Origin of the sequence: Dactylosporangium sp. CA-139114, assembly GCF_050955725.1 — a bacterium.
In the GTDB taxonomy this organism is placed as follows: Bacteria; Actinomycetota; Actinomycetes; order Mycobacteriales; family Micromonosporaceae; genus Dactylosporangium.
On record NZ_CP192080.1, the window covers coordinates 6054989 to 6068745 of the forward strand.

The 13757-nt window shown below is 74.3% G+C and carries 12 protein-coding genes; 2 read left to right on the top strand and 10 right to left on the bottom strand.

The genetic code is table 11. The features are described 5' to 3' along the window. Nucleotide 1: 1 nt before the first annotated feature. From ACQP2P_RS26740 to ACQP2P_RS26785, 10 genes are all read right to left on the bottom strand, one after another. Complete coding sequence (locus tag ACQP2P_RS26740) at nt 2-1132, bottom strand: M20 family metallopeptidase (protein ID WP_433605217.1); 1131 nt, start codon at nt 1130-1132, stop codon at nt 2-4. A gap of 1 nt (nt 1133) precedes the next feature. Beyond that, nucleotides 1134-2480 carry a serine hydrolase domain-containing protein gene (locus ACQP2P_RS26745; protein ID WP_433605219.1) on the bottom strand — a complete coding sequence of 449 codons (1347 nt, stop codon included), beginning with the start codon at nt 2478-2480 and terminating at the stop codon, nt 1134-1136. Nucleotides 2481-2485: 5 nt separating this feature from the next. Continuing rightward, nucleotides 2486-4396, bottom strand: a complete 1911-nt coding sequence (locus tag ACQP2P_RS26750; protein WP_433605221.1) for a S9 family peptidase — start codon at nt 4394-4396, stop codon at nt 2486-2488. Beyond that, nucleotides 4393-5154, bottom strand: a complete 762-nt coding sequence (locus tag ACQP2P_RS26755) for an ATP-binding cassette domain-containing protein (protein WP_433605223.1) — start codon at nt 5152-5154, stop codon at nt 4393-4395. The genes ACQP2P_RS26750 and ACQP2P_RS26755 overlap by 4 nt, the downstream gene beginning before the upstream one ends. Continuing rightward, nucleotides 5151-6941, bottom strand: coding sequence for a dipeptide/oligopeptide/nickel ABC transporter permease/ATP-binding protein (locus ACQP2P_RS26760; RefSeq protein WP_433605225.1), 1791 nt, complete (start codon nt 6939-6941; stop codon nt 5151-5153). Before ACQP2P_RS26760 ends, ACQP2P_RS26755 begins: the two co-directional genes overlap by 4 nt. A gap of 56 nt (nt 6942-6997) precedes the next feature. Next, the gene (locus tag ACQP2P_RS26765) at nt 6998-7999 is read right to left on the bottom strand and encodes an ABC transporter permease (protein ID WP_433605227.1); all 1002 of its coding nucleotides are present in this window, start codon (nt 7997-7999) and stop codon (nt 6998-7000) included. Further along, nucleotides 7999-9585 (bottom strand): ABC transporter substrate-binding protein, encoded by a 1587-nt coding sequence (locus ACQP2P_RS26770; protein WP_433605229.1) that lies wholly within the window; start codon nt 9583-9585, stop codon nt 7999-8001. Before ACQP2P_RS26770 ends, ACQP2P_RS26765 begins: the two co-directional genes overlap by 1 nt. Before the next feature lie 147 nt (nt 9586-9732). Beyond that, on the bottom strand, nt 9733-10575 hold the full coding sequence (locus ACQP2P_RS26775; protein ID WP_433605231.1) for a TrmH family RNA methyltransferase: 843 nt from the start codon (nt 10573-10575) through the stop codon (nt 9733-9735). Between the two features lie 2 nt (nt 10576-10577). Next, nucleotides 10578-11360, bottom strand: a complete 783-nt coding sequence (locus ACQP2P_RS26780) for a phytanoyl-CoA dioxygenase family protein (RefSeq protein ID WP_433605233.1) — start codon at nt 11358-11360, stop codon at nt 10578-10580. Between the two features lie 82 nt (nt 11361-11442). Next, nucleotides 11443-11778, bottom strand: coding sequence for a winged helix-turn-helix transcriptional regulator (locus tag ACQP2P_RS26785; RefSeq protein WP_433605235.1), 336 nt, complete (start codon nt 11776-11778; stop codon nt 11443-11445). Between the two features lie 102 nt (nt 11779-11880). Here ACQP2P_RS26785 and ACQP2P_RS26790 point away from each other — a divergent pair, with 102 nt between their 5' ends. Both ACQP2P_RS26790 and ACQP2P_RS26795 read left to right on the top strand, forming a co-directional pair. Next, the gene (locus tag ACQP2P_RS26790) at nt 11881-12567 is read left to right on the top strand and encodes an alpha/beta fold hydrolase (protein WP_433605237.1); all 687 of its coding nucleotides are present in this window, start codon (nt 11881-11883) and stop codon (nt 12565-12567) included. A 291-nt stretch (nt 12568-12858) separates the two neighbouring features. Beyond that, the gene (locus tag ACQP2P_RS26795; RefSeq protein ID WP_433605240.1) at nt 12859-13725 is read left to right on the top strand and encodes a universal stress protein; all 867 of its coding nucleotides are present in this window, start codon (nt 12859-12861) and stop codon (nt 13723-13725) included. Nucleotides 13726-13757 lie beyond the last annotated feature (32 nt).

The window sequence follows — 13757 nt, forward strand, 5'->3', positions numbered from 1 at the left end:
GTCAGTCCTTCGAAGCGGGCGCCAGGAGGTCGCGCACGAGCACCGCAAGCAGCGCCGCGCGCTGCGGAAGGTGCTCGACCGACACGTGTTCGTCGTCGGCGTGGGCGCCGCCTCCGACGGCGCCGAGGCCGTCCAGGGTCGGTGTGCCGGCGCCGGCGGTGAGGTTGCCGTCGGAGGCGCCGCCGACGGCGAGTCCGTGCAGCGCTGCGAGCCCCAGCTCCTCGTGGATCCGTGCGGCCCGGGCGAAGAGGCCGGCGGATGCGCGTTGCTCCAGCGGCGGCCGGTTCGGGCCGCCGGCCAGCTCGAGCCGGGCGCCCGGCGTGACGGGCTGCCGGGCTCGCATCGCCGCGTCGACCCGGTGCTGCTCGGCGAGCGTGGCGACGCGGACGTCCACCTGGAGGACGCCGGCGTCGGGGACCGTGTTGCGGGTGGTGCCCGAGGCCATGACGGTCGGTGTCACGGTGGTCCCGGACGCGGGGTCGGCGATGCCGGCGATCGCCAGGACCTGGTGGGCCAGCTCCATCGTCGTGTTGATGTCGCGGTGCGGGTCCAGCCCGGCGTGTGCGGCGCGGCCGGCGACCCGCAGGTCGTAGGTGGACATGCCCTTGCGGGCGGTCTTCAGCGCGCCGCCGGGTCCGCTGGCCTCCAGCACCAGCGCCGCGCGGACCCGGCGCGCCTCGGCCTCGATCAGGTCCCGGGAGTCCGGGGAGCCGTGCTCCTCGTCGGTGGTGACGAGCACCGTCACGCCGTCGAGGGAGTCCAGCACCGCGAGCGCGTGGAACATCTGGACCAGCCCGGCCTTCATGTCGAAGCAGCCGGGGCCGGTCACCCGGCCGTCGGCCACCGTGAACGGGTGGGTCGCCAGGGTGCCGAGCGGCCAGACCGTGTCGCAGTGCCCGAGCAGCAGGACCCGGTCCCCCGCGCCGAAGCGCCAGCGCAGCTGGGCGCCGCCGCCCTCGGCCAGGCGCTCGGGCTCGGCGCCGGTCAGGCGGGCGCCGAGGGCCGCCACCGTGTCCGCGCAGCGCGCCGCCGCCGCGCGGTCCGCCGTCGGCGACTCGGCGCGCACGAGCGCTTCCAGGTCGGCGAGCAGGTCCGGCAGCCGGACCCGCAGCGCCTGGAGGGGGTGGGGCACGTCAGGCGACCTTCGGGGTCGCCCGCACGCCGTGGTGCAGGTAGCGGGAGCCGTCGGGCAGGTTGTAGAAGACGACCGGGAAGTGGATGCCGACGTCGTGGCGCATGACCACGAAGGCGTCCTGCTCGAAGGTGTGCATCTCCAGCTCGGTGCGCTGTTCGCCGGCCACGGCGGCCAGGTGGCCGACATTGCTCGAGACGAGGTACAGCTTGCCGTCGCGCTCCAGGACCTCCAGGTGCTGCCCGGCCCGCTCGTAGCGGCCCACGTAGTCCGCGGGGTCGAACGGCAGCGGCTCGGGCGAGGGACCGACGGCCGGGCGCATGGTGACGCCGGCCAGGTCGTGGACGATCTCGGCGAAGAGCTCGTGGTACAGCGCCGCCGAGCCGCCGCCGTTGGTCAGCAGGACGACGGCCAGGTCGAGCTCCGGCAGGACGCGCAGGTAGGCCGACTGGCCGATGGTTCCGCCGTCGTGGCCGTACACCGTCGTGCCGTCCCACTCGTCGAGGAACCAGCCCAGGGCCCAGTGCTTGCCGAGCACGTACGGGTCGGGCATGGCCACCTGGGGCTGGCGCATCAGCGCGGCGGAGCTTTCGCTCAGCAGCCGGGTGCCGTCCCCGGTGACGCCGCGGTCCAGGTGCAGCTTGGCGAAGCGCAGCACGTCGCGCGCCGTGGCGTGGATGAGGCCGGCCGGCCCGGCGGAGCGCATCAGGCCCCACATCGGCACCGGCGTGAGCGGCTCGCCGCCGTGCCCGATCGCCGCCCGGTGCAGCAGCGCCTCCTCCGGCAGGGTGCCGGTGTGGGTCAGGCCGAGCGGCTGGAAGAGGCGCTGGCGCATCAGCTGGTCCCACTGGACGCCGGTGACGACCTCCAGGACGCGGCCCAGCAGGCTGTAGCCGGCGTTGCAGTACGACTGGGTCACGCCGAGCGGGTGGTTCACGGCCACGTCCCGCAGCAGCGCGGCGTAGCGCTCGAGGTTGTCGTCGCCGCGGCCGGTGTCGGCGAAGAAGTCGCCGTCGATGCCGGAGGTGTGCGACAGCAGGTGCCGCACGGTCACGCCCTCCGTCAGCTCCTCTGTGGACAGTCGCAGCTCGGGCAGCACCCGGTGGATCGGCGCGTCGAGCTCCAGCACGCCCTCGTCGACCAGTTGCATGGCGACGGTGGCGGTCCACACCTTGGTGATGGAGCCGATCTGGAACACCGTGTCGGTCGTGGCCTCGATGCCGGCGCCGCGGTGGGCGAACCCGGCGGCGGCCTCGGCGACGACGTCGCCGTGGTGCAGCACAGCGAGGCTCGCCCCGGCCACCCGGTGCTCGCTGATCAGCGCGGCGAGGCGCTCGGCGTACATCATGGTTGTCACTCCTCGGGTTCGTTGATGTGCCGGGTGACCCAGTCGGCGACCCGCTGGTTGTAGTCGGCCCGGTGCGACGGCTGTCCGTTCAGGATGAACAGGTGGCTGCTGCCGGGGTAGAGCACGAGCCGGGCCGGGACGCCGCGCGTGCGCAGGGCGTGGAACCACTGCTCGGCCTGGCCGACGGGGCACGTCTCGTCGGCGTCGCCGTGCAGGATGAGGGTGGGCGCGCGCACCCCGTCGACGTGGGTCAGGGGCGAGAGCTCGACCAGCCGGTCGCGGCCGCCGCCGATCTCCAGGCGGCCCAGCGCCTCGCCCTCGTCGGAGGTGCCGGACACGCTCAGCAGGTCGCTGACCACACCGCCGGCGGCGACGGCCGAGAAGGTGCCGGTCCGGGCCGACAGCCAGCAGGCCATGTAGCCGCCGTAGCTGTACCCGGTCACGGCGACCCGTTCGCCGTCGACGAGGCCCTCGGCGATCAGCGCCGCGACCGGCTCGAGGAAGTCCCGTTCGTCGTGCTCGCCCCAGCCGCCGACAACCGCCCGGTAGAAGTCCTCACCGTAGCCGTCGCTGCCGCGGACGTTGAGCGCCAGGACGGTCCAGCCGCGGGCGGCCAGCGTCTGGTGGTACACGTGCACGGCGTCGGCGTGTGCGGCCCAGGCGTTGTGGGGGCCGCCGTGCACGTCGAGCAGGAGCGGGCCGCCGCGCGGGGCGGAGGGGTCGCGGATGATCAGGCCGTGCACGGGTGTGCCGTCGGAGATGACGAAGTCCCGCTCGGTGCAGCCGATCAGCTCGACGTCCGGCAGCGACCGGGCCTGATGGTCGGTCAGGACGGTGACCTCGCCGGCCCGGTCGACGACGGCGATCTCGCCGAACCGCGCCCGGTCGGCGACGACGGTGACGGCCCGGCCGGAGGCGGGCGCGACCGAGAGCCCGCTGACGCCGAACGCCGCAGTCTGCGGGATCTGCTCGGCGGTGCCGCCGCGGAGCCGGTAGAGGCGGGAGACGCCGCGGTCGCGGGCCGCGAACAGCACGTCGGCGCCGGCGAAGCACGGGACGGCGCCGGGGTAGCCGGGCAGGCCGTACATGACGTTGCGGTCCAGGCCGGCGGTGAGGACCTCGGCCGGGCCGCCGGCGAGCGGCTGGCGCATCAGGCGCAGGATGCCGATGTCGGCCGTGGCCCGGCCGACGACCAGCAGCGCGGATCCGTCGGCGTACCAGGCGCAGGGCATGGCGATGCCGGTCGCGGAGCCGACGAGGCGGGGCTCGGCGGTCCGTCCCGCGCCCGCGTCGGCGACCTCGACCACGTAGAGGCCGTTGGCGGTGGAGAGGTCGGCTTGCTCGCCGATGGCGGCGGCGAAGGCGAGGCGCGCGCCGCAGGGCGACCAGACCGGGAACGCCGCGTCGTAGTCCCCGGCGGTGACCTGGACGACCTCGCCGGTCCTGACGTCGGCCACGAAGAGGTGGGTCCGGACCGGGGCGGTGCGGCCGGCGCCGTCGGTCTTGTAGTCGAGGCGGTCGATGACGACCGGCGCGGTGCGGTCGGGCGCGCCGGCCGGGGCGACGAACGCGATCCTCGTGCCGTCCGGGCTCCAGGCGGGCGACCGCGCGCCCTGGCCGGCGAGGCGCGTGGGCTCCCCGCCGTCGGCCGGCAGCGTGCACAGCCCGCCGTGCCGCAGCAACGCGAGGGTCGTGCCGTCGGGCGACCAGCGCGGCGCGGCGTCGGCCGGCCCCTCGGTCAGCCGGCGCGGTGCCCCGCCGGTCACCGGCACCTCCCACACCTCGCCGGTCGTGTCGTCCGCGGCCCGGTCGGCCCCGGTCAGCACGTAGGCGACCCGTTCGCCGTCGGGCGAGAGCTGCGGGTCGCTCGGCAGCCGCAGGTCGTAGAGGTCGTCCGGGGTCATCGAACGGGTCATGCCGCGGCCTCCTGGTCTGCGGGCACCGGGGGTCGGGCCGGGATGCTGGCGAGCAACGTGCGGGTGGTCTCATGCTGAGGATCGCGCAGCACCTCGTGCGCCGGGCCGCTTTCGACGAGCCGCCCCTCGTCCAGCACCGCGATCCGGTCGCAGAGGTAGCGGACCACGGCGAGGTCGTGGGAGATGAACAGCATCGCGAACCCCGCGTCGCGCTGCAGCCGGCGCAGGAGGTTGAGGACCGCTCCCTGGACCGACACGTCGAGCGCCGAGGTGATCTCGTCGGCGATCAGCAGCCGCGGCCGGGCCGCCAGCGCCCGGGCCAGCGCGACACGCTGCCGCTGCCCGCCCGACAGCGTGTCGGGGGTGCGCGTGAGGTAGGCCGGGTCGACGTCGACGAGGTCGAGGTATCGGGCCGCTTCGTCCCGCCGCCGCGGCCCGGGCATCCGCGGCAGGGCCTCGGCGACCGACGCGCCGATGGTCATCCGCGGGTCCAGCGACGCGTACGGGTTCTGGAACACCAGCTGCACGGGGTGCGCGCCGCGGCGGCGGAGGGTCTTCGCGTCGGCGCCGTCGACGAGGATCCGGCCGCCGGAGACGGGGGCCAGCCCGACGACGGCCCGGCCGAGGGTGGACTTGCCGGAGCCCGAGCCGCCCACGACCCCGGTGACGGTGCCGTGCTCGACCTGCAGGCTCACCCGGTCCAGGGCCGTCATCCGGCCGTACCGGACCGTGAGCTCGTGCACCCGCAGGGCGCTCATCCGATCGTCTCCTTCCGCGCGATCACCGGGAACCAGCAGGCCACGCTGCCTTCGCCGTCGTCGCGGCGCTCGGTCGGCGGCGCCTCGCTCCGGCAGCGGTCGGCGGCGCGGGCGCAGCGCGGCGCGAACGGGCAGCCCACGATCCGCTCCCCCGGCTGCGGCGGGCGGCCGGGAATCGTGGCCAGCTCGGCCTCGAGGTCGGTGGACATCGTCGGGACCGCCCGGGCCAGCGCGCGGGTGTAGGGATGCCGGGCGCCGGTGAACAGGTCCGCGACCGGCAGCTCCTCGACGATGACGCCGGCGTACATGACCAGCACCCGGTCGCACACCTGCGCCACGACGCCGAGGTCGTGGGAGATCATCAGCAGCGCGGCGCCGCTGTCCCGGCGCACCCCGGCGAGCAGGTCGAGCACCTGCCGCTGGACGGTGACGTCGAGCGCGGTGGTCGGCTCGTCGGCGATGATGAGCCGCGGCGTGCCCATCAGGCCCATGCCGATCATGGCGCGCTGGCGCATGCCGCCGGAGTACTCGTGCGGGCGCTGCCGCGCGCGCCGCTCGGCCCCGGGGATGCCGACGGCGGTAAGCCGCTCGACCGCCGACCGCCACGCCTGGCGTCGCGGGGCGCGCCGGTGGACCTCGGCCACCTCCGCCAGTTGCCGGCCGACGCGCAGCGCGGGGTTGAGCGAGGTCATCGGGTCCTGGAACACGACGGCCGTCTCGGTGCCGGCCTTCGGCACGACCATGGTGTCGGCCGTGGCGGTCGCGGTCGCCGGCAGCAGGTCGGCCAGGGCGAGCGCGGTGAGGCTCTTGCCGGAGCCGGACTCGCCGACCAGGCCGACCGCCTCGCCCCGCGCGATGCGGAAGGAGACCCCGCGCACCGCGGCCCGGCCGGCCCCGAACCCGACGGTGAGGTCCCGCACCTCCACCAGGGTCTCGACGTCGGTGGCGATGCTCCGGCTCGCGGTCACGGTGCCGGACGGGCGGCCGGACCTGGGTGCCGCCCCGCCCGCCCGCCGGCCGCCGGCGTGCGCCAGGGCCTCCCCGACGAGCGCCAGCATCAGCCCGGTGGCGACGATCGCCGCGCCCGGGGCGAGGGCGGCGAGCGGGTTGACGTAGACGCGGTTGAGCTGTTCGTTGAGCAGCCGGCCCCAGTCGTAGTCGGGCTGCTGCACGCCGAGCCCGAGGAACGACAGCCCGGCGAACGCGACCAGGGACCCGGCCGTGGCGCCGGTCGCGAACAGCAGGCAGGGCTCGGCGACGTTCGGCAGCAGGTGCCGGGTCATCATGCGCCAGCGGCCGACGCCGAGCACGCGGGCCGCCGCGACGTAGTCCGAGCCGGCGACCGAGGCCGTCAGGTTCTGCACCAGCCGCGCCATCGGCGGGACCAGGGCCAGCCCGATCGCCAGCATCGCGCCCCGGGCCCCGACGCCGAAGATGGTGGCGAGGAAGAGCACGAACAACAGGCTGGGAAAGGCCACCAGGATGCCGACCGCCGCGGTCAGCAGCCGCCCCAGCCGCCGGCCGGACAGCGCCGGGGCGACGCCCAGCAGCGCGCCGCCGGTCACCCCGATCGCCGCGGCGCCCAGCGCCAGCTCCAGCGAGAGCCGGGTGGCCACCACGACCCGGGCGGCGATGTCGCGGCCGAGGGCGTCGGTGCCGAGCAGGTGGCCGGCGCCCGGGTTCTGGTTGATCGCGTCGGTGTCGACCGCATCCGCCCTCGCGCCGAGCAGCATCGGGCCGAACACCGCGACCAGCACGAGGAACACGACCGCCACGGCGGCGGCCACGCCCACCGGCGTGCACAGCGTGTGCCCCAATCTGTGGCCCGGCCGGTGCCGCACGGCTAGTTCCCCCGGATCGTGGACTGTGGATCGGCGGCCGCGACCACGACGTCGACCAGGAACGTGATGAGCAGCGCGCCGAGGCCGAACACGAGCACCGCGCCCTGCACGAGCGGGTAGTCGTGGGCGGTGATCGCCTGGACGATCGTCGAGCCCAGGCCCGGCCAGGCGAAGACGCTCTCGACGAGGACGGTACCGGCGATCAGCGAGGTGAACAGCAGCCCGCCGACCGTGAGGGAGGCGGTGAGCAGGTTGGGAAGAGCGTGGCGGAGGTACCGCAGCCGCGCCGGGAGCCGCTTGGCCCGCGCGGTGCGCATGTAGTCCTCGCCGAGCACGCGCAGCGCCTCGACGCGCACGATCCGGGCGAGCGCCGCGGCCGGGACGATCGTCAGGGAGAGCACCGGCAGCACGTACGACAGCGGGCCGTCCTGCGAGGCCACGGGGAGGATCGGCCACGCCACCGCGAACACCGCGACCAGCCCGACCGCCAGGAGGAACTCCGGGACCGCCGAGACGACACCGGTCACGGCGGCGAAGCCGAGCTCGGCGCGGCGCCGGCGGCCGTCCCTGGTGAAGACCGCCGCGCCCATCCCGATCGGGATCGCCAGCAGCATGATGAGGCAGAAGGCCGGGACGGCGATCGACAGCGTGTTCGGCAGCCGGTCGGCGATCACCTCGGACACCGGCATCTGGTTGCTGATCGAGTCGCCGAGCCGCCCGGTGAACAGCTGGCCCAGGAAGTGCGCGTACTGGACCGGCAGCGGCTCGTCGAGCCCGAGCGCGTGGCGCTGCGCGGCGACCAGGCCCGGGTCCGCGGACGGCCCGAGCGCCGCCCTGACCGGGTCGCCGGGGATCAGGTGGATCATCGCGAACGACGCCGTGACGAGCACGAACAGGGACACCGCGAGCCGGCCGGTCCGGCGCAGGACGAACGCGGCCCACGGGTGGTGCCGGATTGCGGTGCGCGCGCCCTCGGATGCGCGCACCGCGACGGTCAAGGACATCAGCCGCCGGCCCGCAGGGTGCCGGGAACGACGCCCGCGCCGTCGGCCTGGAACGTGACGCCCTTGCCGTAGTACCGGGTGGTGTTCATCGCGAACGGCACCACGTCGAGCCGCTTGACCAACGCCGACTCGGCCTTCGTCCACAGTGGACATCCGTCGGCTCCCGGCGTCGCCATCGCCTGCCGCACCCCGGCGTCGTAGTCCGGGTTGGCGATGCCCGCGAGGTTGTTGCCCTGCGGCGGGCGCGGGCCGGAGAAGAACGGCACCAGCTGGTCCGGGGAGTACACGTTGAACGGCTGCCACGCCACATCCCAGTCGCCGCCCGACAGCGTGCTCATCAGGTTCGCCGGGTCGACGGCCCGGCTGACGACCTTCGCTCCGAACTCGGTCCACTGCTTGGCCGCCAGCTCGCTCGCCGAGGCCACCGCCGGGCCCATCGCCGTGGAGTACAGGTAGCCGACCGTGAGCTGTTTGCCACCCTTGGCCCAGATGCCGCCGCCGTCCTTGGCCCAGCCGGCGCCGGTCAGCGCCGCGGCCGCGGCCGCGGCGTCGTGCGGCGGCACGTTGCCCGAGACCACGTCGTCGCCGCACGGGGCCGGGTCGAGCTCGCCGATGTGCTTGGGGTCGGCGGGCCGGCCGCTCGTCGCGACCGATCCGAGCTGCTTGAGGTCGGCCGCCTGGACCAGCGCCCGGCGGACCGGCTCGTCCGCCGTGACGTGGCCGCCGGCCTCGTTGAAGATCAGCTGCCCGAACAGGAGGCCGGCGTCCTGGTGCTGCATCCGGGCGGCGTCGAGCCGGTCGCCATCGGCTCCGAGGATCTGGGCGACCTGGAGTTGTCCGCTGAGCAACAGGTTGGCCGCGGTCGTCTCGTTGGTGATGACCTTGAACACGACCTTGGCGGGCATGTCGGCGTTCGTGGCGCCGCCCGGGCCCCAGGTGTAGCCGGCGCGTTTCACATAGGTGTAGTGATCGCCCGGCACGGCCTCGCTCAGCTGATACGGTCCGGTCGCCGCCGAGGCCTTGGCCAGCGCCGCCGGTTCCTTGAGATCCTTCTGGCACAGCAGTGGCAGCAGCGCCGTGTTCTGGACGATGAACGGCGCCGGGGACGGGGCCGTCACCGTGACGGTGTTCGCGGCGTCGTCCGCGGTGGCCTTCGCGCCGCCCGGGACCGTCAGCCCGATCAGCGGCACCTTGTTGGCCGGGTCGCCGATGTAGTTGAACTCCGCGGCCACGTCGGCCGCGGTGAGCCGGCTGCCATCCTGGCACGTGACCCCGTCGCGGATGGTGAACGTCGCCGAGGTCGCGGTCGCGGTCCACTTCGTCGCGACCGCCGGCTGCAGTTGCCCGTCCGCGCCGATGGACACCAGCGAGGCGTACGCGAACCGGTTGATCGACAGCGCGGTGCCGACCAGCGTCTGCATCGGGCTCAGCGTGCCCGGATCGCCGTTCACCGCGATCGTGACCGTGCCGTCGCCCTTGGCTCCCCGGTCGCCGCCCGGCGAGCCGCCACAGCCGGCGGCGGAGACGCCCAGTGCCAACGCGGCGAGGGTTGCAACGGCCGTGCGGCCGTTCGTTGTGCGCACCATGAGCCCAGCTCCTTAGCAACGCCGCCTACGAGTGGGTGAAATATAGGCAACGTCACAGGGGCCGAGATTCGTCGCGCGACACGAAGAGCAGGCGCGAGGTTGGTGCCGCAGGACGAAGACAGCCGGGCGGCGAGGCTGCTCGCCGGGTCAGCCGTGCCAGGCGGCCGCGGTTCGCTGGCGCGCCGACTCGTACAGCACGACCGTCGCGGCGCTCGCCGCGTTCAGGGAGCTGGCGGACCCGACCATCGGAATCCGGACGAACTGGTCGCAGGCCGCGCGCCAGCCGGAGCTGAGGCCGGTGGTCTCGTTGCCGATCAGGGCCAGGGTGGCCCGCGTGAAGTCGTAGTCGGCGGCGGCCAGGGCGCCGCGCTCGTCGGTTCCCACGATGCTCATGGCGATGCCGTCGGCGCGGAGGCCGGCCACCCAGGACAGCACGGCCTGGTGCGAGGGCATCTGGACCACGGGCAGGGCGAACAGCGAGCCGGTGCTCGCCCGGACCGCCTTCGGGTCGTACACGTCGGCGGCGTGCCCGGTGACGATGACACCGGAGGCGCCGAAGGCGTCCGCGGACCGCACGAGGGTCCCGATGTTGCCGGGGCTGGCGGGCCGGTCGAACACGACGGTGAGCATGGCCGGCCCGACCGGGATGCGGCCCAGGTCGTCCTCCGGCATCGCGACCACGGCCAGCAGCTCGGGAGCCGCGTCGTCCTTCCCGCCCAGTTCCCGCATCAGCTCGGAGGAGACGGCGATCCGCTCGGCCCCGACCGTGTCCAGGGTCTCGCGGGCCCAGCCGGACAGCCGAGCGCCGGCGTCGTAGAGCAGCTCCCGGACCGGCCACCCGCGGGCGACGGCCAGGGTGATCGGCCGCACGCCCTGCACGAGGAACTCACCGCGCCGCCGCCGCTTGGCCCGGTTGCCCAGGAGAGCCTCCCACTCCTGGAACCGCGCATTGCGGCCACTCACCCGCCTGGCGCCTGCCGCGCGTGCCATGGCTACCCGGCGGGGGTTTCGTGTCCGAGTCCCCGGCGGATCGCGATCTCCACGGGCGAGTACGCGCCGTCGGCGCGCTCCAGTTCGTACGGCGCGGCCGGCAGCAGCGGCGGCTGGGCCATGAAGCGCGGGCGCACCCCGTGGTGCGGTTGCGCCGCGTGGACCAGGAACGGGTGGCACAGGAAGACGTCGCCCGGGGAACCGGTGGCCAGGGCGAGCGGCCGGTGGTCGGAGGCCGCCACGAGCTCGGGCGCGAGGGCGAGGCCGCTCGCCCCGTCCTCCCCGTATCGCTGCAGCACCTTCGGCACGTCGAGGTGTGACCCGACCCGGATGCGGGTCGGGGCGTCCTGCTCGCCGACCTCGCTGAACAGCAACAGCATCAGCAGCGCCCGGCCGCGTGAGCGCAGATTGGTGAAGTACCAGCTCTCACCCTCCGGCAGATAGCTGCCCTCGATGTGCCAGCCCGCGTCGTCCGGCTCCTGCTCGTGCGGGAAGCGCAGCGCAAACGTGCCCAGCGAGTAGCGCGGCTCCCAGCGTCCGGCGCCGACGAGCAGGTCGTATGCGTGATGGAGGAACGGGGAGTTGGGCGCGGCGGCGAACGGCCCCTGCGCCATGCCGGCCACCCAGTGCACGGGCTGCGTCCAGGTCGCCGGGTCGTCCGGTGCACAGCCGGTCTCCCGCCAGAGCAGCCGCGCGCAGTCCGCGGCCACCCGCGGCGCGACGGCACCCTCCACCTTCACGAAGCCGTCGCGAAGAAACCGGGATACCAGGGTCGTGTCGTCCACGCCCCCCATCGTGCGACGGCATCGACCTCGATCGCCCGACAATTTCCGCACCGCTTCGATCGGATGCCGGGTTGTGCGCGCTTCACGCCACGGCGGTCCGGGCGTCGTAGTCGGCGCGGGCGCTCTCGACCCGGGCGACGTTCTCCCTCCCCCAGGCGATCATCGGCTCGACCGCCTCGAGCAGGGTGACGCCCATCTCGGTGAGCCGGTACTCGACGTGCGGGGGCATGACCTCGAGCACGGTGCGCACGAGGATGCCGTCGCGCTCGAGATTGCGCAGGGTAACCGTCAGCATCCGCTGGCTGATGCCGTCCAGACCGCGCTTGAGCTCGGTGAACCTTCTCGGCCCGGGGCCCAGTAGGGCGATGACGAGCAGTGACCACTTGTCCTCGATCAGCGGGCGGCATCCGCTGCGCATGGTTACCTCCAGAGAACCGAGGCACCGGAATGTGCCATATTGCCCGGTGCGTGACGCCTGTCCGAGCATGGGGGCAGCTCCCCCACACACCGAAGGATAGGCATGTCCACGTACGTACTCGTCCATGGCGCATGGCACAGCGGGGCGGCCTGGGACCGCGTCGTGCCGCGGCTGACCGCCGCCGGACACCGAGCTATCGCGCCGACGCTGACCGGCTACGGCGACCGCATCCACCTGCTCGGCCCCGAGGTGGGGCTCGACACGCACACCGACGACGTCGTGCGCGTACTCGACGACCTGGAGGACGTCATCCTCGTCGGTCACAGCTACGCCGGCATGGTCATCACCGCAGCGGCGAACCGCGTGCCGCGGACGATCGCCCGCCTCGTCTTCCTCGATGCCATGGCCCCCCGCGACGGCGAGAGCGCCGTCGACGTCATGCCGGCCACCCAGCACCTCATCGACCAGGCGGCGCGCAGCGGTACACCGTGGCGCATCCCGCCGATGTCCCGCTCCTTCGGCGTCACGGACCCGGCCGACCTCGCCTGGCTGGACACGATGCTCTCCGACCAGCCGGTCCGCTGCCTGCAGCAGCCGGTCGCCTTCGACGATCCCGCCGCGCACGCGATCCCCCGCACGCACATCCACTGCACCGCCGACGCCCCGCCGCGGCGCCCCGTGCCGCCGGCGGACGAGGTGTGGGAGCTGCCGACCGGCCACGACTGCATGATCACCATGCCCGCCGAGCTCGCCGAGCTGCTGCTCAAACTGAGCCGAGAGCGGCCCTGACCGATCCGTGCGTGGTGTCGCTCCTCACCCACGGCGGGCGGCATGGTGCGGCCGGCCTGGAGATGCCGGCATCACCTGCCAGTGAGGTCGCGGGCCGGCGGACGGTGCACCGGCCGCACTACCGCAGCCAGGGTGCCCGCCGCACCAGGACGTACCGGCCGCACGCCGCCGGGTCCACCGGCTCCGACACCCGCTGCACGGGACTTCCGGCCCGCCGTCGGCACCCGGAGGTCCCTGGCCCGCCGGCCGGGTCCGCCCGAACCTGAAGGCGAGCACTTCGAGGAGGTAGCGATGCATGTCAACGTCGACCCGCCGCGGGTCATCGTCGGCTATGACGGGTCCGAGCCGGCCCGCCGGGCGGTCGAGTGGGCCGCCGACGAGGCCGGGCGCACCGGCGCCCAGCTGCAGATTGTCAATGCGTATCAGATCGTGTGGCCGGGCGCCTACTACGCCGCGCTCGCCGAGCAGACCGAGGCGGCCCGGGAGGCCGCCGAGGAGCTCGTCGCGCAGATCGCCGGTTCGGTTCGCGAACGGGTCCCCGGCCTGGACGTCATCGGACTCAGCGTGGACGCCCTGCCGGCCGCGACACTGCTGGACCTGGGCGATGCCGGGGCCCGGCTGCTGGTCGTGGGCAGCCGTGGCGCGGGCGGCCTGGCCAACCTGGTGATGGGCTCGGTGAGCCAGCAGGTCGCCACCCACGCACACGTCCCGGTGGCCGTGGTGCGGGGCCGCGCGGCGGCCGATGACGGACCGGTCGTCGTCGGCGTCGACGGCTCCGCGTCCAGCGAGGAGGCCCTGGCGCTGGCCTTCGAGGCGGCCCGCGACCGCGGCGCCGAACTGGTCGCCGTCCGGGCCCACGTGACACCGGCCCAGCCGTCACTGCCGTTGCCCGACGTCGAGGAGTTCGAGCGCGCGGCCCTGCAGGCGTCGCTGGCGCCGTGGCGGCAGAAGCACCCGGACGTGCGGGTCGCGGCGCTCGTCGCCGCCGGCCGGGCGGCCAAGGTGCTCGTCGGCGTCTCGCACACCGCCCAGCTCGTCGTCGTCGGCAGCCGCGGCCACGGCGGCTTCGGCGGCCTGCTGCTCGGCTCCGTCGGGCAGCAGCTCATGCAGCACGCCGGCTGCCCGGTGCTGATCGCGCACGAGCGCCGGGACGCCTGAGGCTCCGGCCGCACCGGCGGGGGCACCGCCGT